Genomic DNA, 23,732 nt, shown 5'->3' on the forward strand with positions numbered 1-23,732 from the left:
GGTACGCACGTTCCAATCTGCCGTCTGTCACCCGCCGATGTCCATGAGCCGGCGCGAGGTCTCCCGGCCCGCGGGGCCGCCCTCGTCGGGCAGCCGCCGCCATTCCTCCAGGGCCAGCCGGTAGGCGTCGCGCGCGGCACGCGGCCGCCGCGCGTCCGCGTACGCCTCGCCGCGCAGGTGGTACGCGCGGGCGCACAGCCGTACGGCGGGGTCCGGGTCCGCCGCGCCCTCCTGAGCGGCGCGGGCCGCGTCGGCGGCGCGCCGGTAGGCGTCCGCCGCCTGTTCGAGCTGCGCGTCCAGGCCGGAGCGGCGGTGCGCCAGCCGGTGCGTGCCGCCCAGCTCCAGCCAGCACTCCGCCCGGACCAGCGGGTCGGCGGCGGACTGCGCGGCGAGCCCGAAGAGGTGCTCGGCCTCCCGCAGATCCACCCGGTCGTCGTCGGTCCTGCGCAGCAGCAGGGCGCGGCCGAGCATGAGCAGCCGGCGCGCCAGTCGCGGATCGCCCGCCGCGGTCTCCATCCGGCAGTCCCGCAGCACCCGGACCGTACGGTGGATGACGGCCCGGCCGCCGGGCTCGCGCGCCCGCCGCATCAGCGCGTCGCCCCACTCCTCGATCAGGTCGCCGTAGCCCTCGCGGTCCCGGGGCACCGCGCGGCAGGCCGCTTCGTACCGCCGGTCGGCCTCCGCCAAGTGGCCCGCGTCGCCGTCCGCTTCGAAGCGGCGCACCGCGAGCCGGGCAGCACGCACCAGCACGGCGGCCCGCTCGTCCGGCCCCTGCGCCGCCTCCTCCATGTCCTCGACCAGCCGCCCGGCCCGGTCCAGCGCGGTACCGGTGAGCATCAGCAGCGCGTCGGTCAGGTCCAGCCGGGCCCACAGCCGGGCGTCCTCGGGCGCCCCCTCGGCGGCCATCGCGTCGGCCGCGTGCGTGAGCGAGGCCGCGGCCTGCTCCGCGTACGCCGCGGCCTGTTCCCGGTCGGCGGCCGTGCCGGCCAGCCGCAGCAGCGCCCGGCCGTGCGCCAGCGGCAGCCCCGAGGGCTGCGCCTCGTCGTACGGCCAGGCGTCCGCGAACGCCTCCAGCATCCCGACGGTCTCCTGGAGCAGCCCGCTGTCGCCGCCCAGCCGCCACTGCTCCTCCAGGACCTGCACCCGCTCCAGGGTGATCTCCAGGGCGTGCCACGGCTCCAGCCCGGCGGTCGCGCACACGGCGGTGAACTCCCGGTCGGCGCGGCGCAGCAGGTCCAGCGCCCCGCGGTCGTCACCGGCCGCGCGCCGCTCCCCCGCCTCGGTGTGCAGCACCCGTCCCAGCGCGGTGCGGGCGCGTGCCTCGCCGGACTGCGCCGCCGTACGCGCCGCCTCCCGCGCCTCGCGCAGCAGCGCCCGGCCGCCCTGCAGCTCCCACAGCCGCAGCAGGGTCTCCGCCAGCTCGCTCCACAGCGCGGTGTCCGCGCCACGGTGCCGCTCGCGTCCGGTGGCGTGCCGCAGGAGCTGTACCGCGTCGAGGAGGTTCTGCACCATGCCGTCGGCGGCGAACCGCCGCACCAGCGCCTGGGAGCGGCGCACCGCCTCGGAGGACGCCGGGCCGCCGGGGCCCTCGTGCGCGTCGGCGGAGACGCTGCGCAGCGGGACGAACCGCTCCAGGACGTGCGCGGCGACCTCGGCGAACGGCTGCGGGGCCCGTACGCCGGGCCCGTCGGCCGGCGGGTGGGTGCGCAGCCGCGCGGCGGACTCCGCCGGGTCCGTGCGCCGGTCGCCGGTGAGCTGCGCGATGGCGAGCGCGGGGAAGTTCGGGCCGCCCTTGCCGAACCGTTGCTCCACATACGCGGAGCAGTGCTTGAGCACCAGCAGCGCCTCGTCCCTGCCGAGCGGTCCGAGCAGTACCTCCTGCACGCCCTTGACGAACTCGTACCAGGGGCCGCCGGCCATCGACTCGCCGTCCGTGCGCGTCAGCAGCCCGCCGAGCAGCACCTCCGACAGCTCCGCCGGGCCGGTGCCGGGCAGCATCGTGCGCTGCACGAGCTGCATGACCGGCAGGCACAGCGGGGCCGCCGCCAGATAGACGGCGAGCTGCGCGGCACCGGGCGAGGCGGCGCGGCGGAAGCGCGCGACGACCTCGGCGGCGGGCAGCGGGTCGCGTGGGCGCGCGGCGGGGGCCGGGGGCTGGTCGGCGCGGAGCCAGCCGACGGCGGCGGGCACCTTGCCCGCTCCGGTACCGGAGAGCAGCCGGGCCCAGGCCGCGAGGGCGCCCGCGGCGGGCGGCAGTACGGGGACCGGCAGCGCGCCGCCGCCGGCCTGCGCGGTGTCGCCCGTGAAGTGCAGGGCCGTGGCGTAGGACGGGCCCTCGCCGCGGCGCAGCGTCCCATAGGAGACGGGCAGCCGGGTGCGGGACCACATGCGCTGCGGCAGCGGCTGGAGGACGGCGAGCGGGCCCTGCCGGGCGAGCCGGTGCAGCAGCCGGTGTGCGTGGCCGCTGCGCCACAGGGGGCCCGCGCAGTCGCTGACCAGGACGGTGACGCGGCGGCCCGTGGGGTCGCTGAGCTGGTCGGCCGAGCGTAACGGCGCGTGCGCCGCCTCGAAGCGGCGGGAGACCGCGGGGCGGCCGTCCGGGCCCTGGTGCAGGAACTGCACCTGGACGTCGCGGAAGGCGCCCAACTGGGCGAAGACCTGCTGGAGTTCGTGGAGCAGCCGCTCCCAGACACACATCGAGGAGGACGCGTCCATGATCAGTTGCAGCGACGCCTCGGCCCGCGGCACCGCGCGGAACACCGGCATCACCAGCCCGCCCGACCGCGCGCTGCGCTCCGCCGTCGCCGTCTCGTCCAGGACGTGGTGCACGGCGGGCGCCGCGCTGCGGTACCGCTGGAGGGGGCGCAGGGCGCGCTGGAGGGCGAGCAGATCGGGCAGCGCGGGCGCGGCGGGCACGCCCACGGGCAGGCCGCTGCCGTACGGCCCGGCGGGCGCGCCCGCACCGCTGCCGGGCAGCTCCTGGCCGGCCGGGTAGAGCGCGACGTGGGTGGCGCCGGGCGGCCCGGCGGACCCGCTGCCGGGCGGCTCCCGGTCGGCGCCGGGGCCGTCCTGCCGGGTGCCGGTGCGCGGGGGCGCGGGTGTCCGCGCTCCCGGCGCCCGGTCCTCGGCGGCCGCCGCGCCGCCGCTCTCCTGATCAGCGGCGGCCCCGTGCGGCCGGCACCACTGCGCCAGCCACAGGGCGTCGGCCAGCTCTCCGGCGTCCGGGTCCAGGCCCGCGCCGCGCAGCGCCGCGACGACGTCGGCCCAGCTCTGCGGGGCGGTGGGGCGTCCTGCACGGTCCCGCATCACGCGTTCACCTCGGCCGGTCGAGGCGCTGGATGAGCAGGTCGGCGAGCCGGTCGCGACTGGTGGGGGCGGCCTGGTGGGTGAGGTGGATGGCGTTCAGGAGCTGGTCGGCGGCGAGCAGTTCGCTGCGGGAGCGCTCCAGGAAGCGGGCGATCAGGTCGTCCCCCGCGCGGGCCGCCTCCTCGCCGAGGTGCGCCCGGACGACCGTGGCCAGCCGCTTGTGGTCGGGCTGGCCCAGCTCCAGGTGGATGCAGCGGCGCAGCAGCGGCGCGGGGAAGTCCCGCTCGCCGTTGCTGGTGAGGATGACGAACGGGAAGGCGTGGCAGCGCACCCGCCCGTCGCGGATGCGGACTTTTTGCCCGTCGTCGGTGAGCACCTCCACCTCGGGCTCCCGCTCCGCCAGCCGCTCCAGCTCCGGGATGGCGAACTCGCCCTCCTCCAGGACGTTCAGCAGGTCGTTGGGCAGGTCGATGTCGCTCTTGTCCAGCTCGTCGACGAGCAGGACACGCGGCTGCGCGGTGGGCAGCAGGGCGGTGCCCAGCGGACCGAGCCGGATGTAGCTGCCGATGCCGCCGGGGGACGCGGCCTGCACGCCGGGCCCGCCGGCCGCCCGGCTGCTCGCGGCGATCTGCACGTCCTGGAGGCGGGCGATGGCGTCGTAGCGGTACAGCCCGTCGCCCAGCGTCGTCCGGCTCACGACCGGCCAGCGCAGTACCCTGCCGAGCTTCAGCTCATGGGCGACGGCGTGCGCGAGGGTGCTCTTGCCGGTCCCCGGATTGCCGGTGACCAGCAGCGGACGGCGGAGGTACAGCGCGGCGTTGACGATCTCCAGCTCCTCGGCGCTGGGCCGGTGCATCTCCGCGACGTGCTCGCCGAGCCGCCGGGTGGAGGAGCTGTCGGTGGCGGGCCCGGGCGCGACCAGCGGGGCGCCGTCGAAGTCCCGCCAGGGTGGCGGGTCGGGGAGCGCGGCGATGCCGTCGTGGGGCTCGCCCGTGCCGCGGTAGATGAGCCATTCGTTCGGTCCGCTCACTGCGAACTCCTCGTCAGTGGTGGGTCATCGGCGGTAGCGCACCGGCCACGCTCCGACCGTATCGGGACGGACCGCGACCCGGTAGAAGCACACGGAAACCGGTGGGAGCACGCCCGGAACCGGGTGCCCCTCACGGCGTTTCCAGCACATCGTCCGCACCCGGCAACGGCCGCCCGGGATCGTCGTACAGCAGCGTGATCCCGCGTGACCAGTACGATTCCGGCTCCGCCGCGCCGATGCCGGCCCGCAGCTCACGGACGGCGAGGGGCAGCCGGTGGGCGGTCGTGCCGCTCTTGACCGTGCGCAGTATCCCGCGGTGGTACTCCCCGCACACCGGGTCCATGCGCTCCCTGCGCCACAGTGCCACCGGGTGGCCGCTGCCGACGATCCGGCGGATCGCCGTGGCCCCGCCGTCGCCCCCGGGGACCCGGCACAGTACGGGGAAGGACCTCGGCCCCAGCTCCCGCAGCAGGTCCGCCGTCACCTCCTCGGGGCGGCCCTCGTCGCAGTCGACGCAGGAGTGCTCCATGCCGTCCTCGTGCAGCCGCGTCCAGCGCTCCTGCGGCCCGATTCCCGGATCCGCACCGTCCCCTTCGCCGCACGCCGGGCCCGGCGGCCGGTCGGCGCAGCGCACCACCACCGGCCGCAGCTCCCCTATCGGTCTGCTGCCCGGCGGTATCCGCCAGGTGTCCACGTCCAGGTCCAGCAGCGCCTGTCTCAAGGCGACTTCGAGAATGGCCGGGCGGCCGGGCTCGTCGCTGCGGCGGAACGCCTCGCCCAGCGGACCGGCCAGCTCGGCGGGCAGGTCGGCCAGCGCCGTGCCGTGCCGGCCCTCGCCCAGCGGCAGGTCGCCGGAGGGTCTGCTCGCGGTGAGGTACCAGTCGAACCGGCCCTGCTCCCAGGCGCGTTCGGTGATCTCCAGCAGGACGGACGGCAGCGGTCCCGCGGCCGCGTGCTCGCCGGTGCGCCGGCCCCGGCCGACCGCGCGGGCCCGCACCCGGGCGTGCCACTCGGCGCCCAGCCGGTGCCTGGCCAGCGGTGGCAGCTCGGTCTTGGCCAGGTCGCGCACCCAGCCCCAGACCGCGTCGGCCGCCTCGGCCGCCGCCGGATACGGATGCTCGGCAGTCGCGGCGTACACCGCGTACCGCAGGACGGCCTCCAACTCGCTGTGCGCATCGCGCAGTTCGAGCCGGTCGAGGTAGACCTCCAGCCCCTCGCGCCAGCCGCGGGGCGCGGTCGAGAGTCCCTCGCCGCGGCGCGGCAGCAGCTCGTCGACCAGGGCCACCAGCGCGGGCGTGCCGGCCGGCGGCGGCAGTTGGGCGAGCAGGCCGTGCAGCACCACCCGGCGCTTGGGGGTCAGCGCCGCGACCGTGGCGGCCGAGGCGGGCAGCCCGCTCTGCGCCTCGGTCCAGGTGTCCCGGGCCTCGCTGACGTCGGCGTGCCGGTCGGCGTGGTACCGGTCGTGCGCGTGCAGGACGCGGTGGTACGGGTCGTCCTCCTCGCGGCCGATCGCGGTGCCGGGCACGCCGATGCGGCGGAGCTGGGCCAGCGCGATGCCGAGCCCGCCGTCGCGCGCGCCGCCGCGCCGCCCCTTCAGCACGCCGATCACCTCGCCGCGCTCGACGTCGACCAGCGGGCCGCCGGAGAGCCCCTCCGGCATCTCGTCCTCGTTGCCGAGGCGCAGCAGGCCGTCGCCGCCGAACTCCCCGCGCACGGTGCACCGCCCGTCGAACGCGCCGACCGTCCCGGCGATCTCCGTGTACCCGAAGTACGCGACCCGCTCGCCGCCGTGCGCCCGCACCGTGCGCGGCGAGAGCCAGCAGCAGGGGTGCGCGGTGGGCTGGAGGAGGCGGATCAGGGCGAGGTCGGGGGCCGGCAGCAGGCCGGCCGTGCGCACGGCGGGCTCGGCCCACTCGACGCGGCCGCGCGCGCTGCCCCCTTCGAAGCTCACGCCCACTTCGCCCCCCTCGCCCTCCAGCGCGACATGGGCGCAGGTGAGCACCCAGTTGGGGGCGACGAAGAAGCCGCTCCCCCACAGCGGCGGCTCGGGCTGCCCTCCGTGGGGATACCCGTCCCGGGCGGCGTGGATGCGCACGGTCGCGGCCTTGACGAGCGGGGCGAAGCGCCGGGAGAAGTACGCGTCCGGATCGTGCGCCCCGTTCATGCGCCGCCCCCGGCCCCGCCCTCCGCCAGGTCGGCGGGCGGGCCGCCCTGCCAGGTGAGGGTCACATTGATGGCGGCCTTGGCCTCGCCGTCCGCGAGCAGCCCGACCAGAGTCCCCGACTTCCCGCTCAGCTCGATGCCGAACTGCACGCTGACCTCGTCGGGCCGCAGCCCCTGGAGCGCCCCGGCCAGCGACCGGGCGACGCCGTGCACCAGCCCGTCCAGGCTCTCCATCCGCCCCAGGACGCGGTCGCTGAAGAACCCGCTGTCGACGTAGTCACTACCCCCGTCGGCGCCGTCCCGGCGGCCGCTGTCGACGTACCCCCCGGACCCCTCGTTCCGCGGCCGCGGGAGAAGCCCCTCGGCGCCGGATATCCGGGCCCAGACGGGCGTGCCGTCCGGCAGTTCGATCCGTGCGACATGTGTCGCGTCCTCGCTCATGCCACCCCCCGCTGCCCCCTGCGCCAGGAGGCCGGCCCGTGCCCGGTGCCGATGCGCGGTCCCGGACCGCCGCTGCCTATCCTGACCTGGAATGTCCTTACCCCTACCCCCTTAGCGGAGCACTCACGTGTATTTCACCGACCGAGGTATCGAGGAGCTGGAGAGCCGGCGCGGCGAGGAGGAGGTGACCCTCGGCTGGGTCGCCGAGCAGCTCCGTACGTTCGTCGACCTCAACCCGGACTTCGAGGTGCCGGTGGAGCGGCTGGCGACGTGGCTGGCACGGCTGGACGACGAGGACGACGAGTGACGCGGGGCGCTTGACTTCCCTCAACCGCGATATATCGTGTTCTCAAGGGAACACGATATGTTGCGTTGTCGTACACAGGGGAGGCACGACATGTCAGGCAGGAAAGAGTGGCCGGACGGCCCGGCCGAGGTGACCGAGCCGCGCACGCTCGACGTCGACGCGCCGGTGAACACGCTGCAAGTACGGGTGTACGGCGGCACGGTCAACGTCGTCGGCAGCACGACGGCCGACCGCACCCGCGTCGAGATCACCGAGATCGACGGCCCGCCGCTCACCGTCTCCTACGACCACGGCACCCTCACCGTCGGCTATGACGACCTCCCCTGGCGGGGACTGCTGAAGTTCCTCGACCGCAAGGGGTGGCAGCGCAGCGCCGTCATCTCGGTGACCGTCCCGGCCACCGCCCGGGTCGAGGTGGGCACGGTCGGCGCGAGCGCGGTGCTCTCCGGCATCTCCGGGCGTACGGAGCTGCGCGGCGTCTCCGGCGACGCCACCCTGGCCCGGCTGACCGGGCCGGTGCGCGCCGAGACCGTCACCGGCCGCGTCGAGGCCCAGGCCGTCACCGGCGACCTGCGGTTCCACTCCGTCTCCGGCGATCTGACCATCATCGACGGCGGCGGCAGTTCCGTACACGCCGAGTCGGTCACCGGCGACATGGTCGTGGACCTGGACCCGGCGGCGGAAGGTACCGACGTGCGCCTGACGACGGTCTCCGGCGAGGTCGCCATCCGGCTGCCGGACCCGGCCGACACCGAGGTGGAGGCCAGTACCACCAGCGGCGCGGTCTCCAACGCCTTCGACGACCTGCGGGTCGGCGGCCAGTGGGGCGCCAAGACCCTCGCCGGACGGCTCGGCGCGGGCACCGGGCGCCTGAAGGTCACCACCGTCTCCGGCTCGCTGGCCCTGCTGCGCCGCCCGCGCTCCGAGGACGCCCCCGCCGACCCGCCCGCCCACAAGAAGGTGCTGTAGAGCCATGCCCCCCGTCTTCGCGCACGGCCGCCTCCGTCTGTATCTGCTGAAGCTGCTGGACGAGGCGCCCCGCCACGGTTACGAGATCATCCGGCTGCTGGAGGAGCGCTTCCAGGGTCTGTACGCGCCCTCCGCCGGCACCGTCTACCCGCGCCTCGCCAAGCTCTCCGACGAGGGCCTGGTAACGCACGCCACCGAGGGCGGCCGCAAGGTGTACTCCATCACCGAGGCCGGCCGCGCCGAACTGGCGGCCCGCGGCGGCGAACTGGCCGAACTGGAGCTGGAGATCCGCGAGTCCGTCGCGGCGCTCGCCTCCGACATCCGCGAGGACGTCAGCGGTTCGGCGCGCGACCTGCGCCGCGAGATGCGCGAGGCCGCGCAGGCCGCCCGCCGGCAGGCAGGGCGCGACGGCAGGCCGGGCGGCACCGACTTCCCCGGCTTCCCCGGCCCCTCCGAGGCGTTCGACCGCGGCCCCGACGACCCCGAGGCGTGGCGGTACGCCAAGGAGGAGTTCCGGCGCGCCAAGGAGGAGTGGAAGGAGCAGGCCCGGCGGGCCAAGGAGGAGAGCCGGCGGGCCAAGCAGGAGGCGCAGCGCGCCCGTAAGCAGGCCAAGAACGCCAAGGACTCCGCGCGCGAGGAGGTCCAGGAGGTCATCCGCCGGGTGCAGGAGCGGGCCCAGGAGCAGGTGCGCTCGGGCGACTGGCCGGGCGCGGTGCGCGAGGCGCTCTCCGAGGTCTCGCGCGAGGTCGGCCGCTTCACGGAGGGCTTCGCGGCGGCGTCCGGCGCCTCCGAGCCGACGGCGGCGTCCGGTACCGCCGAATCCGCGCAGTCCGGAACGGCCGATCCGGTGCCCCCGGAGCCGGTGTGGGCGCACGAACCGGCCACCGGCGATCCGGCCCGCGATCTGGACCGGCTGCTGGACCGGTTCCGCGACGACCTCCGGGACGCGGCGCGCGACCACGGCGTGGACGAAGCCCAGTTGGCGGCGGCGAGGCAGCATCTCGCGACGGCCGCCGCGCACATCGGCGCGCTGCTGCGCCGCCCCACCCAGTAGTCACCCACGGTTATTTTTCGAAGGGCCGGGTTCACCCCAGGTAATCGGGGAACCCGGCCCTTCGCAGGACTGCCGTCCGTACTCGGACCGGCCGCGGCATTCCGCCGTCCCATGGCCCTGCTCACGCTTGACATCAACCCTTCCTATTCATAAGTGACTTGAAGGCCAGAGGTATGCGATGTCGGAGTACCCCGCGGTTGCCCGCCGGCTGTGGCACCACCTCGAACCACTGCACGCCACCCTCTACTTCGCCCCCGAGGCATTCGAGGAGGCGGCGGCGCTCGGGTACGACGTCGGGACCCGCTGGCCCAGCTACTTCGCCTGGCGCACCGCGCCGCTGGGCGCCGCCGGGCCCGAGCTGGTGGCCGCCACGTACTACAGCTTCAGCCCACGCATGGTCGAGCAGTACGTGCCGCTGATCTGGTCGACGGCCGGGCCCGCCAAGGTGCTGGAGGCCCGGCTGCACGCGATGGACCGCGTACTGCGCAGGCTGATCGGCGACCGGCTGACCAAGGAGCAGCTCGCGGAGGCGGCCCGGCTGGCCCGCCAGGCCGCGGAGAACGCGATACCGGCCGCCCGGCCGCTGGCCGCCGCCAATCTGGACCTGCCCTGGCCCTCCGAGCCGCATCTCGAGCTGTGGCAGGCGCTGACCGTCCTGCGCGAGCACCGCGGCGACGGGCACCTGGCCGCGCTGCTCACCGCCGGGCTGGACCCGTGCGAGTCGCTGGTCTCGTTCGCGGCGGTGGGCGCGGCGCCGGAGGAGCACTTCCGCAGCCGCGGCTGGAGCCCGCTGGAGTGGCACGGGGCGCGCGACCGGCTGGCCGCGCGCGGCTGGATCGCGCCCGACGGCCGCGCCACCGACCGGGCCCGCGAGGGCCGGGAGGCGGTCGAGCGGCAGACGGACCAGCTCGCCGCCGGTCCGTGGCGGGCGCTGGGCCGGGCCCGCGCCGACCGCCTCGCCCAGCTCATCACCCCGCTGCTGACCGCCGTCTTCGAGTCCGGTCACCTCCCGAAGACCAGCACCCTGGGCATCAGCACGATCCGCGTCGCGTACTGACCCCTCGCCCGGCGCCTTCGTGGCGCCGGGGTCCGGACGCGGACTCTCAGTCGACCACCGCCGCGCGATGGTCCGCCTCGTTCTGCAGGCCGTCCAGGACGGCGGCGGGGTCGCCGTTCCGGGAGAGGGCGCCGGCGATCTTCTCCTGGAGCCCCGCCCGCACCCGCGGCCAGCTCGTCGTGCCCATCGGCTGGAACTGGACCTTCGGAAGCTGGTCGACGAACGGCCACAGCGGCCGGTACACCGCGTCCGCGCGCATCTTCTCCGCGGCCGGCACGGTCACCGGCAGGGTGCCCTGCCCGCCCGCGTAGTGCACCGCGTTGTCGGTGCTGTAGAGGAAGTCCAGGAAGGTGCCGATCTGCTGGGCGTGGTGGTGCTGCTTGAAGGCCACCAGCCAGTCCGAGAGCCCGGCGGGCGTCGCCGCGCCGCCCGTGCGCCGGGGGAACGGGGCCGTCCCGTACGGGACATGGGCCTCCTCGGCCATCGGGATCAGCACCGGGTGGGCGAGGACCATGCCGACCTTGCCGGTGACGAAGCCACGGTACGCCTCGGTGCGGTTGAGCGACGAACCCTTGGGACCGGTCAGGCCCGGGTCGACCAGGCCGTCCCGCACCGCGGTCAGCGTCGCGGTGTTCTCGGCGGAGTCCAGGGTGTAGCCGCCGCTCATGCCGACGTAGCCGCCGTTGTTGCCGAGCAGCCAGCTCAGCGTCTCGTCCTCGGCGGCCTCCGGGCCGGTCTGCAGCGCGTACGGCGTCTGCACGCCGGCGGCCTTCAGCGCGGCGGCGGCGCGCTCGATCCCGGCCCACGAGGTCGGCGGGCGCTCGATGCCGGCCCGCGCGAAGAGCTTCTTGTTGTAGAAGAGGCGCGGCGTACTGGAGCTGAACGGCATCCCGTACTGGACGTGGCTGATCTCGCCCGCCCTGGCCAGCGCGGGGACGAAGTCGGCCTGGGTGCCGATGGAGAGCGTCTCGTCCGCGCTGTAGAGCTGCCCCTTCGCCACATACGGGGCGAAGACGCCCGACTGCGCGATGTCCGGCGCGTCGCCGTCCGCGGCCCGCGCGGCGACCGTCTTGTCCAGCCGGGTGTACGGCACCGGATCCAGGTGCACCGCGATGTCCGGGTGCCGCTTCTCGAAGGCGTCGATGACGCGCTTCCAGTAGTCGGTCGAGGACCGGGCGGTGCGGTGGCCGTAGTCGGCGACCACCAGGTCGAGCGTGACGTCCGCGTCGCCCTCGGATTCAGCGCCGCCGCACGCGGTCAGCGTCAGCGTCAGCGCGGCGGCCAGCCCGGCCGCCCTGCGGACGGTGCGGCGCCCACCCGCCGTGCCTGCCGTCCTGGCCGCCGTCCGGATAAGAAAAAAGGGCGCGCGTCGCCGCCGTATGAACATGTCCGCCTCTGTGCCGAAGTCCCGCTGGCGAGCGGGTGGTTCCCCCGTCCCCTCCGCCATTCCTGCGCACATGATCGCCCACGGGCGGCACGGGAGTACAAAAATCAGCCGCCGGCGGTGAAGGTGACGACGGCGGCGACGCCGTCCGGGCCTCCGTCGAGGTCAGCGCCGGTCCCGGCGGGCAGCAGCGCGGCGTCGTACCGGCCGAGCGGCACCGGTTCCGCGCTCCCCGCGGGCGTCAGCAGCACCGCCCCGGCCACGGCGGCGACCAGTACCGCGCCGTCCGGACCGGCCGCCGGCCGTACCGCGTACCGGCCGCGGGCCATCGCCACCTCGGCGGCGCACCGCCCGTCGCGCACCATCACGTTGAAGTTGACGACGGGGCCGGCGGCGAGCCGGCAGTCCGTGGCGGCGCCGCCGGGGAACGACAGCGGCCGGAACCGCTCGGTGACGGCGGTCCGCTCCCCGTCGATGGTCAGCTCCATGCCGCCTCCGGCGACCATGGTGAGGATCCGCCGGACGCCGGGCAGCGGGGAGTACGGGCCGTCCCGGTCCACGTCCGCCAGGCTGACCCGCCAGTCGAAGGCGTCCCAGCCCGCGCCGGGCGGCCCGGCGGCGATCTCCCGGGTCACGCCGCCCCCGTTGCTCCAGGGGGCGGCGGTGCGTCCGGCGGCCGGCAGCAGGTGTACGCGGTCCATCAGACGGTCAGCACGACCTTGCCGAAGAGGTCGCCCTCGGCCATCTTCGCGAAGCCCTCGCGGGCCCGGTCCAGCGGCAGTTCGGAGTCGATGACCGGCTTGATGCCCTTGGCGGCGCAGAAGCTGAGCAGGCTCGCGAGCTCCTCCTTGTCGCCCATCGTCGAGCCGACGACCTTGAGCTCCAGGAAGAAGATGCGGTTCAGCTCGGTCTTCTCGGGGTGGTAGCCGCTGGTGGCGCCGGAGATCACGAGCGTGCCGCCGGGCTTGAGGGACTTGACGGAGTGCGACCAGGTCGCGGCGCCAACGGTCTCGATCACCGCGTCGACCCGCTGCGGCAGCCGCTCGCCACTCGGGAAGGCGCCCTCGGCACCCAGGTCCAGCGCCCGCTTGCGCTTGGCCTCGTCCCGGCTGGTGGCGAAGACCCGCAGGCCCGCCGCGGCGCCGAGCACGATCGCCGCGGTGGCCACGCCGCCGCCCGCGCCCTGGACCAGTACCGAGTCCCCGGGGCGTACGCCCGCGTTGGTGAAGAGCATCCGGTACGCGGTCAGCCAGGCGGTCGGCAGGCAGGCGGCCTCCGCGAAGCTGAGCTCCTTGGGCTTGGGGAGCACGTTCCAGGCGGGGACCGCGACCTGCTCGGCGAAGGTGCCCTGGTACCGCTCGGTGAGGATCGAGCGGGGCTCCTTGGGGCCGACGCCGTGGCCGGACTGGCCGATCACGGAGTGGATGACGACCTCGTTGCCGTCCGCGTCGATGCCTGCGGCGTCACAGCCGAGGATCATCGGGAGGGCTTCTTCGCCGAGTCCCACACCGCGCAGCGACCAGAGGTCGTGGTGGTTGAGGGAGGCGGCCTTGACGTTGACGGTCGTCCAGCCGGGGCGGACCTCGGGAGCCGGGCGCTCGCCCAACTCCAGGCCACTGAGCGGATCGTCACGGTCGATTCGGGCGGCGTAGGCAGCGAACATGATCCGAACGTACGCCGGGGGAGCGCCGTTGCGGAACCAATACGCGGTGTGACACGCGCCCCTTCAGGGGCGCGGGGAACTGCGCGACCAGCCACCACGGCGCCGCGGACAATCGACAACCCACGCGCGCACGCAAACGGTCCGGGCCCGCTCCCCGAAAGAGGAGCGGGCCCGGACCACAGGCGGCAACGGCGTCAGCGCCGTGCGACGCCCTCCGCGCGCGCAGCCGCGGCAACCGCGGCCGTCACCGCCGGGGCGACCCGCTCGTCGAACGGCGAGGGAATCACCGTGTCGGCGCTGAGCTCGTCGGCCACCACCGCGGCGAGCGCCTCCGCCGCGGCGAGCTTCATGCCCTCGGTGATCTTCGAGGCACGCACCTGGAGGGCGCCCGCGAAGATGCCCGGGAAGGCGAGCACGTTGTTGATCTGGTTCGGGTAGTCGCTGCGCCCGGTGGCCACGACCGCGGCGTACTTGTGCGCCACGTCCGGGTGGATCTCCGGGTTCGGGTTGGCCATCGCGAAGATCAGGCAGTCCTTCGCCATCTTCGCCACCGCCTCCTCGGCAACCGTGCCGCCGGAGACGCCGATGAACACGTCCGCGCCTTCCAGCGCGGATTCCAGGGAGCCGGTGAGGCCGCCCTTGTTCGTGAAGCCGGCCAGCTCGCGCTTGACGTCCGTCAGGTCCTCGCGGTCCGCGGAGACGATGCCCTTGCGGTCGCACACCGCGACATCCCCGATGCCCGCCTCGATGAGGATCTTGGCGATGGCGACGCCCGCCGCACCGGCGCCCGAGATGACCGCGCGAAGCTGCCCCAGCGCGCGGTCGGTGAGCTTGGCTGCGTTGCGCAGCGCGGCCAGCGTGACCACGGCGGTGCCGTGCTGGTCGTCATGGAAGATCGGGATGTCCAGCTTCTCCTGAAGCCGGCGCTCGATCTCGAAGCAGCGCGGCGCGGAGATGTCCTCCAGGTTCACGCCTCCGAAGGAGGGCGCGAGCCGCACGACCGTGTCGACGATCTCGTCGGTGTCCGTGGTGCCGAGCGCGATCGGCACCGCGTCGACCCCGCCGAACTGCTTGAAGAGGATGGCCTTGCCCTCCATCACCGGGAGGGACGCCTCCGGGCCGATGTCGCCCAGGCCCAGCACCGCGGTGCCGTCCGTGACCACGGCGACGACCTGGGACTTCCAGGTGTAGTCGTGGACGAGCTCGGGCTTCTCGGCAATGGCGCTGCACACCTTGGCGACGCCGGGCGTGTAGGCGAGGGACAGGTCGTCCCGGTCGCGCACCGGCACCGTCGCCTGGATGGCCATCTTGCCGCCGCGGTGGAGCGCGAAGGCCGGATCGAAGGGCTCTTCGTCCGTATTGCTGTCGCTGCGAGGATTGACGATCTCCGCTGCCACTGTTCTGACCCCTTTGTCGTAAATCAGTTGAGGGTGACCGCTCCCTGGTTGCAGAGCGGGCGGGCACCGCGTCCGGTCCCTGCGCCGCGGATGGCCGCCGCGCGGGGGGAGGTACGGACGCCGGGCGCGCCGCACACGCGCCCTGAGCCCCGGATGAGGGGTGTAACGACCCTTTGTACCCGACGGGCGTGCACCCCGACGAGTCAGATTGGTTACCCTCGCGTTCGCAATTCCGACAATAACCTCAAACCGCTCGAAAAGCCGGACGCGTGGATCATCTTCCGTCCACATGCCGAGACTTCGAGTCCATGCCGCCTCCGCAGCGGTCCGAGCGTGCCCGCCATACACCGCTGACCAGCTTCGCCACGTCCGTTATGCGATTTTGACCTGCTGGGCAGTCCGAATAACGGAGTCCGGATGGCAAGATTCCGTGACCGAACGAGGTCGCGATGCCCGATGGTGTGTGCCCGGCCCCACTCGGAGCCGGCTCCCACGTCCCCGTCCCAGCCGGCTCCATCCGTTCCGCAGCAGGAGGAAACGCATGACCGCAAGTACCCGCCGTCGCCCGGCCTCCGGCAGGTCCCGTACGGCCGCCGGCGCAGCGACAGCGGTCGTGGCCGCCCTCCTGCTCAGCGGCTGCGGCGACCAGACGGACGCCGCGATCGCCAAGCGTGAGGCCGCGAAGACCCGCAACGTGCACGCCCCGCTCTTCAAGAAGCTCCCCAAGGCCGTCCAGGACAAGGGCTTCCTCCAGGTCGGCTCGGACGCGACGTACAAGCCGGTGGAGTTCCGGAAGAACGGCGCGATCGTGGGCATCGACCCCGACCTCGCCGCCGCCATGAGCAAGCAGCTCGGCATCAAGCTCAACTTCAACAACGCCACCTTCGACACCCTCATGGGCGGCCTGAAGTCCAGGCGGTACGACATCGCGATGTCGGCGATGACGGACACCAAGGAGCGCCAGGAGGGCATCGACTCCACCACCGGCAAGAAGATCGGCGAGGGCGTCGACTTCGTCGACTACTTCAACGCCGGCGTCTCGCTCTACGTCCAGAAGGGCAAGAGCGACACCATCTCGGACTGGGCCGACCTGTGCGGCAAGTCCATCGCCGTACAGCGCGGCACCGTCTCGCACGACTACGCCAAGGACCAGGCGAAGAAGTGCAAGAAGGACGGCGAGGAGACGATCTCCATCGAGGCGTTCGACAACGACTCCGAGGCCCAGACCCGGCTGCGCACCGCCGGCGTGGACGCGGTCTCCAGCGACTACCCGGTCGCCGCGTACGCCGTGAAGACCTCCGGCGGCGGCAAGGACTTCGAGGTCGTCGGCGACCAGGTCGAGGCCGCTCCGTACGGCATCGCCGTCCCCAAGGGCCAGGAGCAGCTCCGCGACGCCCTCAAGGCCGCGCTGGAGGCGACGATCAAGAACGGGGACTACGCCAAGATCCTCAAGAAGTGGCAGGTCAAGGACGCGGGGGTCAAGGAAGTGAAGCTCAACGGCGGCGCGTAGCCGCGCACCGCCCCTTCCCGCCCGCCGAACTCCCGAACCCCGAAAGGCAACACCCGTGTCTGTCGACGTCGACAAGGCGGCCAGGCCGCCGCAGGACGCTCCCCCGCCGCTGCCCGAGCCCATCAAGGCCGTGCCCGTGCGCCACTACGGCCGCTGGGTCGCCGCCCTGGTGGTCATAGCCGTGCTCGCGCTCCTCGTCCGGGCCTTCGCGACCGGTAACGTCAACTGGGATGCGATCCCCGACTACCTCTTCAACTCGGACATCCTGCGCGGTCTGCGCAACACCCTCCTGATCACCGTGCTGTCCATGGTGATCGGCGTGGTGCTCGGCGTGATCCTCGCCGTGATGCGCCAGTCCAAGAACCCGGTGACCTCGACCGTCGCGTGGTTCTACATCTGGTTCTTCCGCGGCACGCCGGTCTACGTCCAGCTCTTCCTCTGGTTCAACCTGGGCCTCGTCTTCCAGTACATCGACATCATGCCGATCTACAAGGACGAGTGGTCGGACTTCATGACCCCGTTCCTGTGCGCGCTGCTCGGCCTCGGCCTGAACGAGGCCGCGTACATGGCGGAGATCTGCCGCGCCGGCCTGACCGCCGTCGACGAGGGCCAGACCGAGGCCGCGCACGCGCTCGGCATGAGCCACGGCAAGACCCTGCGCCGGATCGTCGTGCCCCAGGCGATGCGCGTCATCGTGCCGCCGACCGGCAACGAGGTCATCAACATGCTCAAGACCTCCTCGCTGGTGATCGCGGTCCAGTACTACGACCTGCTGCAGTCCGCGCAGAACGTCGGCCGGGACTCCGGCGTCGTCGTGGAGATGCTGATCCTCGCCGCCGTCTGGTACCTCGTCGCCACCAGCGTGCTCAGCGTCGGCCAGTACTACCTGGAGCGCCACTACGCCCGCGGCTCCAGCCGCCAGCTCCCGCTCACCCCGCTGCAGAAGGCCAAGGCCAAGCTGTCCGGCGGCTCCAACCACCCCGCCGGAGGTGCCGCATGACCGCCGCCAAGTCCGCGTCGAAGGCCGTCCCCATGGTCAAGGCCGAGGGCGTCCACAAGTCCTTCGGCGCCGCGCACATCCTCAAGGGCATCGACCTGGAGGTCGCGCCCAAGGAGGTCTTCTGCCTGATCGGCCCGTCCGGCTCCGGCAAGTCGACCTTCCTGCGCTGCATCAACCACCTGGAGAAGATCAACGCCGGCCGGCTCTCGGTCGACGGCGAGCTGGTCGGCTACCGCGAGCACAACGGCAAGCTGTACGAGCTGCGCGACCGGGAGGTCGCCGCCCGCCGCCGCGACATCGGCATGGTCTTCCAGCGCTTCAACCTCTTCCCGCACATGACCGCGGTGGAGAACGTCATGGAGGCGCCGGTCCAGGTCAAGGGCGAGTCGAAGGCGTCGGCCCGCGAGCGCGCCCTGAAGCTGCTGGACCGGGTGGGCCTGAAGGACAAGGCCGGGAACTATCCGTCCCAGCTCTCCGGCGGCCAGCAGCAGCGCGTGGCGATCGCCCGCGCGCTGGCCATGGAGCCCAAGCTGATGCTCTTCGACGAGCCGACCTCGGCGCTGGATCCGGAGCTGGTCGGCGACGTCCTGGACGTCATGAAGGACCTGGCCGCGGACGGTATGACCATGGTCGTGGTCACCCACGAGATGGGCTTCGCCCGGGAGGTCGGCGACTCGCTGGTCTTCATGGACGACGGCGTGGTCGTCGAGTCCGGCCACCCGCGCGACGTCCTGACCAAGCCGCAGCACGACCGCACCAAGTCGTTCCTGTCGAAGGTGCTCTGAGCAGGCGGTACGGGTGAGGGGGCGGTACGGGCCACCGGCCGGTACCGCCCCCTCGCACATCCCGGCTCGGGAAGGCGCTTACTTCAGCCCCAGCACCATCGCGTCCGACGGGGAGGCCCAGACCGTGCGGGCCTCGGCGAAGCCGGCGTCCCGGAGGGTCTGGGCGTGCCACGCCGCCGAGGGCGTCTCCCCTTCCGCGTGCTCGCCGTAGATCTCGAACCGCTCGGCGGTCGGCCCGGCCAGCACCGGGTCGGCGGCGGCGAGCGCCCACCATTCCTTCCAGTCCACCGCGCCGGCCGCCTTGGCCGCGTCCATGCGGGCGTGCCGCTGCGCCCGGTCGGCGGCGTTCAGCCGGGGCGTCGCCGGGTCGGGCATGTGGTCGGCGTTCAGGAAGACGCCGCCCTTCCGGACCAGGCCCGCGAGCTGCCCGTACAGCACGCTCAGCTCGTCGCTGTGCAGCCAGTGCAGCGCGGTGGCGGTCAGTACCGCGTCGTACGACTCGTACGGCAGCTTCGCCGGCCATGCCGGGTCCTTCAGGTCGGCCCGGACGAACTCCACCCGGCGCTCGCCCGCGAAGTACCCCTCCGCGATGGCCAGCAGCGCGGGGTCGAGGTCGACGCCCGTGCTGAGCGCACCCGGCAGCCGCTTCAGCAGCCGGTCGGTAATACTGCCGGTGCCGCACGCGAGGTCCAGGACGCGCGGCTCGGGGCCCGTCACCGCCTCGACCATGTCCAGCATCACCCGGAACCGCTCCTCGCGGTCCGGCAGGTACCACTCCTGCTGCCGGTCCCAACTGTCCTGCCACGCCTGCCAGTCCGTCCGCGCCACGGCCTCGGTCACCGGAACCCCTCTCGCCTGTAATACCCTCGAACAGACAACGCCCATTACGGGCTCAGTACGCAGACTAGCCCGCGCCCGGTAAGGACTACAGGTGGAACTGGCCTATTACTCGGACTATGCCGTGCGGCTGGTCAACAGCGAGCAGCCGGAGCGCGGCACCGACACCCTGACGTCGGTCGAGGCCGTCCGCGCCCTCTTCGGCCCCGCCCAGCACACCGCCCGGCGGGCCACGGAGGCCGACGTGACCCGGCTGCGCGCCGTGCGGACCCGGCTGCGCGCGATCTTCGAGGCGGCCGCCGGCGGCGACGAGGTGCTGGCCGTCGACCTCCTCAACGCCCTGCTCATGGAATTCCCGGTCAGCCCGCAGATCTCCGGGCACGAGACGCGGGACGCCGACGGCCGTCCCGACTGGCACCTGCACATCGCGGACCACGCCGCCAACGCCACCGCCGGCTACACGGCCACCGCCTGCATGGGCCTGGCCGTCCACCTCACCGAACTGGGCGTGGACCGCCTCGGGAGCTGCCAGGCGGCGCCGTGCCGCAACGTGTACCTCGACACCTCCACCAACCGCTCCCGGCGCTACTGCTCCGACCGCTGCGCCACGCGCGCCAACGTCGCGGCCTACCGCGCCCGCAAGCGCCGCGAGAGCGAGGGCTCACCGCGGCCGTGAGCGGCGCCCCGGCCGCTGCGGGCCCACCGGGCGTACCGCGGAGAACGCCCACCCCAGCACTCCCCGCACCGACCGCTTCGCGTCCCGCGGCGGCCGCACCCGCAGCCACGCGCGGGCGACCACCAGCTCGTCGGGCACCGTGCCGAACTCCCGGCTGTCGTTCTCGACGAAGGGGTTGTCCCCCTGGACCCACCAGCCGCCCGCGCGCCGCTCCACCGCCCGCTTGACGATGAGCAGATCCTGCCGGAACGGGTGTTTCAGGACGATCACGTCGCCCGGTCGCACCACCGCGCCGTACCGGACCACCAACTGGTCCCCGGGCCGCAGCGTGGGCACCATCGAGGGGTTGTACACCTCGGCGAGACCGATCGTCCGGAGCGGTCCCCGGCCCTCCCGGCCCTGCTCCTGCCCCTGATCGGGCCAGCGCTCATGCACCTGCTCCGGCATCCGGCACCTCCCGGTCGAATCCTCCACCAGCCCCAGCCTCCCACCGGACTTTTGCCCTAAGACCCCCGGCCCACCCGAGAAAAGCCTTCCCGTACCGAGTAATCTCGCACCTGAGAAGACGATCACGAGGAAGGACTGAACATGCTTTCCCGCCTGTTCGCCCCCAAGGTGAAGGTCAGCGCCCACTGCGACCTGCCCTGCGGTGTCTACGACCCTGCCCAGGCCCGCATCGAGGCCGAGTCGGTCAAGGCCGTGCAGGAGAAGTACCAGGCCAACGAGGATGCGGACTTCCGCACCCGCGCGGTCCTCATCAAGGAGCAGCGCGCGGAGCTGGCCAAGCACCACGTCTCGGTGCTGTGGAGCGACTACTTCAAGCCCCCGCACTTCGAGAAGTACCCGGAGCTGCACCAGCTGGTCAACGACACCCTCAAGGCCCTCTCGGCCGCCAAGGGTTCGAACGACCCCGCCACCGGCCAGAAGGCCCTGGACTACATCGCCCAGATCGACAAGATCTTCTGGGAGACCAAGAAGGCCTGACCCCGGCCTACCGACCGCACCCGGTCCGCAGGCCGCCGAACACGGCGGCCACGGCGGACCGGGTGCGGTCTTTTTTCCGTGTTCCCGGTTCGCCCACGGGTGCCTGCCCGGCCGCGGATCCGGCAGGCGGTTTGCCTTCGGGGCCGCAGGGTTACCCGTGAGGGGCAGCCCGTTGCGAAAGGACCACCGACCGGGGCAAGTGATCGTATGAAGGATTCGTCCGCCGCGGCGGAGCTGGTGCTGGCCGCTGCCGCCGAGGGGGATGCTCGCAGGCTGCCCGAGCGGTTGTGCGAGGCGCTGTGCGAGGCCCTTCCGGTGGACGGGGCGACGATCTCGCTGCTCACCGATACCCCCGACCGCCAGCTCCTGCACGCGTGCGGCGAGGCGGCGATGCGGCTGGAGGAGATCCAGTTCGAGGTGGGTGAGGGTCCGTGCGTGACGGCGGCGGCGACCGGGCGAGTGCAGATCGTGGCCGATCTGCACGGCCGGCTGACGAAGTGGCCGATCTTCGGCGCCGCGGCGCGCCAGGAACTCCGGCGGATCGGCGCGGTGTACGCCTTCCCGATGGCCGACGGCAGCGAGGATCCCCCCATGGGCTCCATCGACCTGCTGCGGCACGATTCCTGGGAGCCGGACGACGAGACCGTACGGGAGTGTGCGCGGGCCGCGCGCGCCGCGACGGTGGCGCTGCTCACGGCGCCGTCCGCGCTGCCGTGGAATCCGACGCCGATGATGGACGCGCACTGGGGCCGCACGCACCGCGCGGCCGGCATGCTCTCCCAGGAGACGGGTGTCCCCGTGGCCGAGGCGCTCGCCCGGCTGCGCGCCGACGCGTTCGTGAGCGGGAGGCCGCTGCCGGAGATCGCGGAGGAGACGCTGGCCCGGCTGCACGACGGCCGGCACGGCGGTGGGTCCGCCGACAACGGCCGCGGCCCGTACGACTCCTTATGACGAGCGGCTGCCGGAGTTGACCGGCCGCTACCGAAGCGCCTCGGTTCCGAGCGTGCCGTCGATGATCCCGCGGGCCACATCGGCCAGCCGCTCGCCGTGCCGGCGGGCATAGCCGCGCAGCGCGTCGAACGCCTCGTCGACGCCGGTCGTCCAGTGCTCCGCGAGCACGCCCTTGGCCTGCTCGATGACGGTACGGCTGACGAGCGCGGCCTGCACCTGGGCCCGTTCGACGTTGCCCTGCTCGATGGTGTGCTGCTGGAGGACGGCGAGGGTCGCCACGTCGGCGAGCGTCCGGCCCAGCCGTACACCCTCGGGGTCCAGCGTGTGCGGCCCCGCGTGGAGCATGCCTATCGCGCCGATGCTCCGCTGCCGCAGCCGCAGCGGCAGGGCGTGGGCCGTGGCGTAGCCGGCCTGCCGGGCGCGCTCGGCGAACAGCGGGTAGCGCGCGGTGCCGTCGGGCGCGGCGAGACCGGCGTTCACCAGGGCCTCACCGCTGCGGTAACTCTCGGCGCACGGGCCCTCCTCGCTCTGCAGCCCGAACAGCTCCAGCACCCCTGTGCGTTCGTCGGAGGCCGCGAGCACCTGCAGGTCACCGTGCGGGCCGGCGAGCATGATGCCGACCGCGGTCACGTCGAGGAGTTCGACGCCCCGCGCGCACAGCCGGTGCAGCGCGTCGATCAGGTCGAAGTCGTCGATCAGCGTGCCGACCGCTTCGCCGAACGCCTGCAGCACCCTTTCCTGCGGAGCCACCGCGATCATCCCCTCTTCCGGCCGGACGGGTCCGGCTCGGGTCCATCGTTACGAAAGTCCAGGCGTCTGGCGACCACGTCCTCGGCAACCTCCAGAATGGGCCGGCCGTGCCGGTAGGCGTACGCGCGGAGCCGGAGCAGCGCCTGGGACAGCGGTATCCCGGCCTGCACGCTGATCATGCCGGTCGCCTGGTGAACGGCCGCACGATAGAGGTCGGACGGGCGCTCCACGGCCATGAGTGCGTCACTCGCGGCCCCGCCGTCCAGGAGTACGGCGGTCAGCGCGCCGGTCAGGATCAGCGCGTCGTCCATGCCGGCGTCGGTCAGCGGCCCGGCCGCCCGCCGCTGGAGGGTCAGTATCCCCATGCAGACGCGGCCGACCAGCAGCGGGAAGCAGAACACCGCGCCGATACCGAGCGCCGCCAGCTCCGGCAGCAGCACGGGCCAGCGATCGGCGGGCAGCCGGCTCAGGTCCGGCTCGATCACCAGCGAGCCGCGGCCCACCGCGTCGACGCAGGGGCCCTCGCCCAGCGTGAACTGCAGATCCTCCAGTCGGCGGCTGTCGCCTTCCGACGCCCACACCATCTCGGCAGTGCCGTCGCTGGTCAGCAGTGACAGCGCGACGCCGTCCACGCCCAGCACCCGGGCGCAGCTCTCGGGGTCGGTGCCGATCAGCCCCTGAGCGCCGGTGACCGGATGCAGGGTCTGCAGAACGGCCGCCATCTCCGCACTCGTACCCATCGACGGTCACCTGCTCTCCCGTACCCGCCACACCTTCAGCTCCAGACCATGCCCAGCGGGCGATAACACCAGCTTATCCGCTGTGCGCCCGCTGCCGGAGGCGGCCGGGGCCGTAACGCTGCGGGGGCTTTCCGGCGCTGAGAAGAATGCGGGTGCGGAAAGCGCCGGCAGAAATGCGGACGGAAACGCCTCGGCGTGCCACCGGCCGTGCTCCATTCATCTTCGTCGAGGCGTTTCCGCGCCGGATGGGAAAATCCCGTGAGCAACCCCCACGACTCCGCGCCGATGAACGGCCCGTACGCCCCGCAGGCCCCTTACGACGCCGGGCACGCCCCGTACGGGCCCGGCCCGGCCGCGCCGTACGACCAGGGGCAGCCGGGGTACGGCGGGCCGGACCGGGAGCGGTACCGCCGCCCGCGCGACGGCGCCGGCACGGCACGCACCGCATTGATCATCCACACGATCGCCGACATTGCCGCGGCGTTCCTCATCCTGTGGATTCTGCTTTACCTGCTGGGCGCCAACCAGGCGAATGTGTTCGTCGATTTCGTGGAGAGCTTCGCGGACGGACTCGCCTGGTGGTCGCAGGACATTTTCACCATGGACACGGAAGGACTTCGCGTGCTCCTCAATTACGGGCTGCCTGCCGTGATTTACCTGCTTGTCGGTCATGGCATTTCCGCCCGGATCCGCCGCCTCTGACCGAATTCCGGAGCGTTCCGGGCGGC

The 23,732-nt window shown here is 73.1% G+C and carries 22 protein-coding genes and 1 pseudogene; 11 read left to right on the top strand and 12 right to left on the bottom strand.

Features of this window, described 5'->3' with window-relative positions; genetic code table 11:
• Positions 1 to 27: 27 nt before the first annotated feature.
• The 4 genes from IG84_RS41020 to IG84_RS0105630 form a co-directional block, all read right to left on the bottom strand.
• Complete coding sequence (locus IG84_RS41020; protein WP_051861419.1) at positions 28 to 3,306, bottom strand: SAV_2336 N-terminal domain-related protein; 3,279 nt, start codon at positions 3,304 to 3,306, stop codon at positions 28 to 30.
• 7 nt (positions 3,307 to 3,313) lie between these two features.
• A complete protein-coding gene (locus tag IG84_RS0105620; protein WP_031051944.1) occupies positions 3,314 to 4,336 on the bottom strand; it encodes an AAA family ATPase in 1,023 nt (340 codons plus the stop codon).
• Positions 4,337 to 4,466: 130 nt separating this feature from the next.
• Positions 4,467 to 6,500, bottom strand: coding sequence for a VMAP-C domain-containing protein (locus tag IG84_RS0105625; protein WP_051861420.1), 2,034 nt, complete (start codon positions 6,498 to 6,500; stop codon positions 4,467 to 4,469).
• Entirely contained in the window at positions 6,497 to 6,940 is a 444-nt protein-coding gene (locus IG84_RS0105630) for a CU044_2847 family protein (protein WP_051861421.1), read from the bottom strand. Before IG84_RS0105630 ends, IG84_RS0105625 begins: the two co-directional genes overlap by 4 nt.
• A gap of 127 nt (positions 6,941 to 7,067) precedes the next feature.
• Here IG84_RS0105630 and IG84_RS0105635 point away from each other — a divergent pair, with 127 nt between their 5' ends.
• The 4 genes from IG84_RS0105635 (at position 7,068) to IG84_RS0105650 (ending at position 10,327) form a co-directional block, all read left to right on the top strand.
• Entirely contained in the window at positions 7,068 to 7,247 is a 180-nt protein-coding gene (locus IG84_RS0105635; protein WP_018536135.1) for a DUF6104 family protein, read from the top strand.
• A 90-nt stretch (positions 7,248 to 7,337) separates the two neighbouring features.
• Positions 7,338 to 8,216 (top strand): DUF4097 family beta strand repeat-containing protein, encoded by an 879-nt coding sequence (locus IG84_RS0105640; protein ID WP_051861422.1) that lies wholly within the window; start codon positions 7,338 to 7,340, stop codon positions 8,214 to 8,216.
• A 4-nt stretch (positions 8,217 to 8,220) separates the two neighbouring features.
• On the top strand, positions 8,221 to 9,270 hold the full coding sequence (locus IG84_RS0105645) for a PadR family transcriptional regulator (RefSeq protein WP_031051953.1): 1,050 nt from the start codon (positions 8,221 to 8,223) through the stop codon (positions 9,268 to 9,270).
• 178 nt (positions 9,271 to 9,448) lie between these two features.
• Positions 9,449 to 10,327: an SCO6745 family protein gene (locus IG84_RS0105650; protein WP_031051955.1), complete on the top strand. Its 879-nt coding sequence runs from the start codon at positions 9,449 to 9,451 to the stop codon at positions 10,325 to 10,327.
• A gap of 46 nt (positions 10,328 to 10,373) precedes the next feature.
• Here the strand turns inward: IG84_RS0105650 and IG84_RS0105655 are convergent, their stop codons facing one another.
• The 4 genes from IG84_RS0105655 to IG84_RS0105670 form a co-directional block, all read right to left on the bottom strand.
• Positions 10,374 to 11,714, bottom strand: coding sequence for an extracellular solute-binding protein (locus IG84_RS0105655; RefSeq protein WP_051861423.1), 1,341 nt, complete (start codon positions 11,712 to 11,714; stop codon positions 10,374 to 10,376).
• 104 nt (positions 11,715 to 11,818) lie between these two features.
• The gene (locus IG84_RS0105660; protein ID WP_031051957.1) at positions 11,819 to 12,412 is read right to left on the bottom strand and encodes a HutD/Ves family protein; all 594 of its coding nucleotides are present in this window, start codon (positions 12,410 to 12,412) and stop codon (positions 11,819 to 11,821) included.
• Positions 12,412 to 13,374: a zinc-binding dehydrogenase gene (locus IG84_RS0105665; protein ID WP_031051959.1), complete on the bottom strand. Its 963-nt coding sequence runs from the start codon at positions 13,372 to 13,374 to the stop codon at positions 12,412 to 12,414. The genes IG84_RS0105660 and IG84_RS0105665 overlap by 1 nt, the downstream gene beginning before the upstream one ends.
• A 194-nt stretch (positions 13,375 to 13,568) precedes the next feature.
• Entirely contained in the window at positions 13,569 to 14,771 is a 1,203-nt protein-coding gene (locus IG84_RS0105670) for an NAD(P)-dependent malic enzyme (protein ID WP_031051960.1), read from the bottom strand.
• Positions 14,772 to 15,312: 541 nt separating this feature from the next.
• On the opposite strand from IG84_RS0105670, the gene IG84_RS0105675 reads away from it, so the two are divergent.
• The 3 genes from IG84_RS0105675 to IG84_RS0105685 are packed head-to-tail and all read left to right on the top strand — an operon-like array spanning position 15,313 to position 18,066.
• Positions 15,313 to 16,281, top strand: coding sequence for an ABC transporter substrate-binding protein (locus IG84_RS0105675; protein WP_031051962.1), 969 nt, complete (start codon positions 15,313 to 15,315; stop codon positions 16,279 to 16,281).
• Between the two features lie 55 nt (positions 16,282 to 16,336).
• Positions 16,337 to 17,281: an amino acid ABC transporter permease gene (locus tag IG84_RS0105680; RefSeq protein WP_031051964.1), complete on the top strand. Its 945-nt coding sequence runs from the start codon at positions 16,337 to 16,339 to the stop codon at positions 17,279 to 17,281.
• Positions 17,282 to 17,313: 32 nt separating this feature from the next.
• Positions 17,314 to 18,066, top strand: coding sequence for an amino acid ABC transporter ATP-binding protein (locus IG84_RS0105685; protein ID WP_031051965.1), 753 nt, complete (start codon positions 17,314 to 17,316; stop codon positions 18,064 to 18,066).
• Positions 18,067 to 18,144: 78 nt separating this feature from the next.
• Here IG84_RS0105685 and IG84_RS0105690 read toward each other — a convergent pair whose 3' ends face one another.
• Positions 18,145 to 18,906, bottom strand: coding sequence for a class I SAM-dependent methyltransferase (locus tag IG84_RS0105690; RefSeq protein ID WP_031051967.1), 762 nt, complete (start codon positions 18,904 to 18,906; stop codon positions 18,145 to 18,147).
• Between the two features lie 91 nt (positions 18,907 to 18,997).
• Here IG84_RS0105690 and IG84_RS0105695 point away from each other — a divergent pair.
• A pseudogene (locus IG84_RS0105695) lies at positions 18,998 to 19,655 on the top strand (CGNR zinc finger domain-containing protein); the annotation flags it as partial.
• Here the strand turns inward: IG84_RS0105695 and sodX are convergent.
• Positions 19,565 to 20,026: a nickel-type superoxide dismutase maturation protease gene (gene sodX / locus IG84_RS0105700; protein WP_031051970.1), complete on the bottom strand. Its 462-nt coding sequence runs from the start codon at positions 20,024 to 20,026 to the stop codon at positions 19,565 to 19,567. The pseudogene IG84_RS0105695 and the gene sodX overlap by 91 nt on opposite strands.
• Before the next feature lie 141 nt (positions 20,027 to 20,167).
• Between sodX and sodN the strand changes: the two genes are divergently transcribed.
• A complete protein-coding gene (gene sodN / locus IG84_RS0105705) occupies positions 20,168 to 20,563 on the top strand; it encodes a superoxide dismutase, Ni (protein WP_030085982.1) in 396 nt (131 codons plus the stop codon).
• Between the two features lie 207 nt (positions 20,564 to 20,770).
• Positions 20,771 to 21,514, top strand: a complete 744-nt coding sequence (locus IG84_RS37680; protein ID WP_031051972.1) for a GAF and ANTAR domain-containing protein — start codon at positions 20,771 to 20,773, stop codon at positions 21,512 to 21,514.
• 27 nt (positions 21,515 to 21,541) lie between these two features.
• On the opposite strand, the gene IG84_RS0105715 is transcribed toward IG84_RS37680, so the two are convergent.
• Together IG84_RS0105715 and IG84_RS0105720 are read right to left on the bottom strand one after the other, a co-directional pair.
• A complete protein-coding gene (locus tag IG84_RS0105715; RefSeq protein WP_031051974.1) occupies positions 21,542 to 22,273 on the bottom strand; it encodes a GAF and ANTAR domain-containing protein in 732 nt (243 codons plus the stop codon).
• Positions 22,270 to 23,004 (bottom strand): GAF and ANTAR domain-containing protein, encoded by a 735-nt coding sequence (locus IG84_RS0105720; RefSeq protein WP_031051975.1) that lies wholly within the window; start codon positions 23,002 to 23,004, stop codon positions 22,270 to 22,272. Before IG84_RS0105720 ends, IG84_RS0105715 begins: the two co-directional genes overlap by 4 nt.
• A 285-nt stretch (positions 23,005 to 23,289) precedes the next feature.
• On the opposite strand from IG84_RS0105720, the gene IG84_RS42020 reads away from it, so the two are divergent.
• Entirely contained in the window at positions 23,290 to 23,706 is a 417-nt protein-coding gene (locus IG84_RS42020; protein WP_169749857.1) for a hypothetical protein, read from the top strand.
• Positions 23,707 to 23,732 lie beyond the last annotated feature (26 nt).

This window comes from Streptomyces ochraceiscleroticus (assembly GCF_000720485.1).
GTDB lineage: Bacteria > Actinomycetota > Actinomycetes > Streptomycetales > Streptomycetaceae > Streptomyces > Streptomyces ochraceiscleroticus.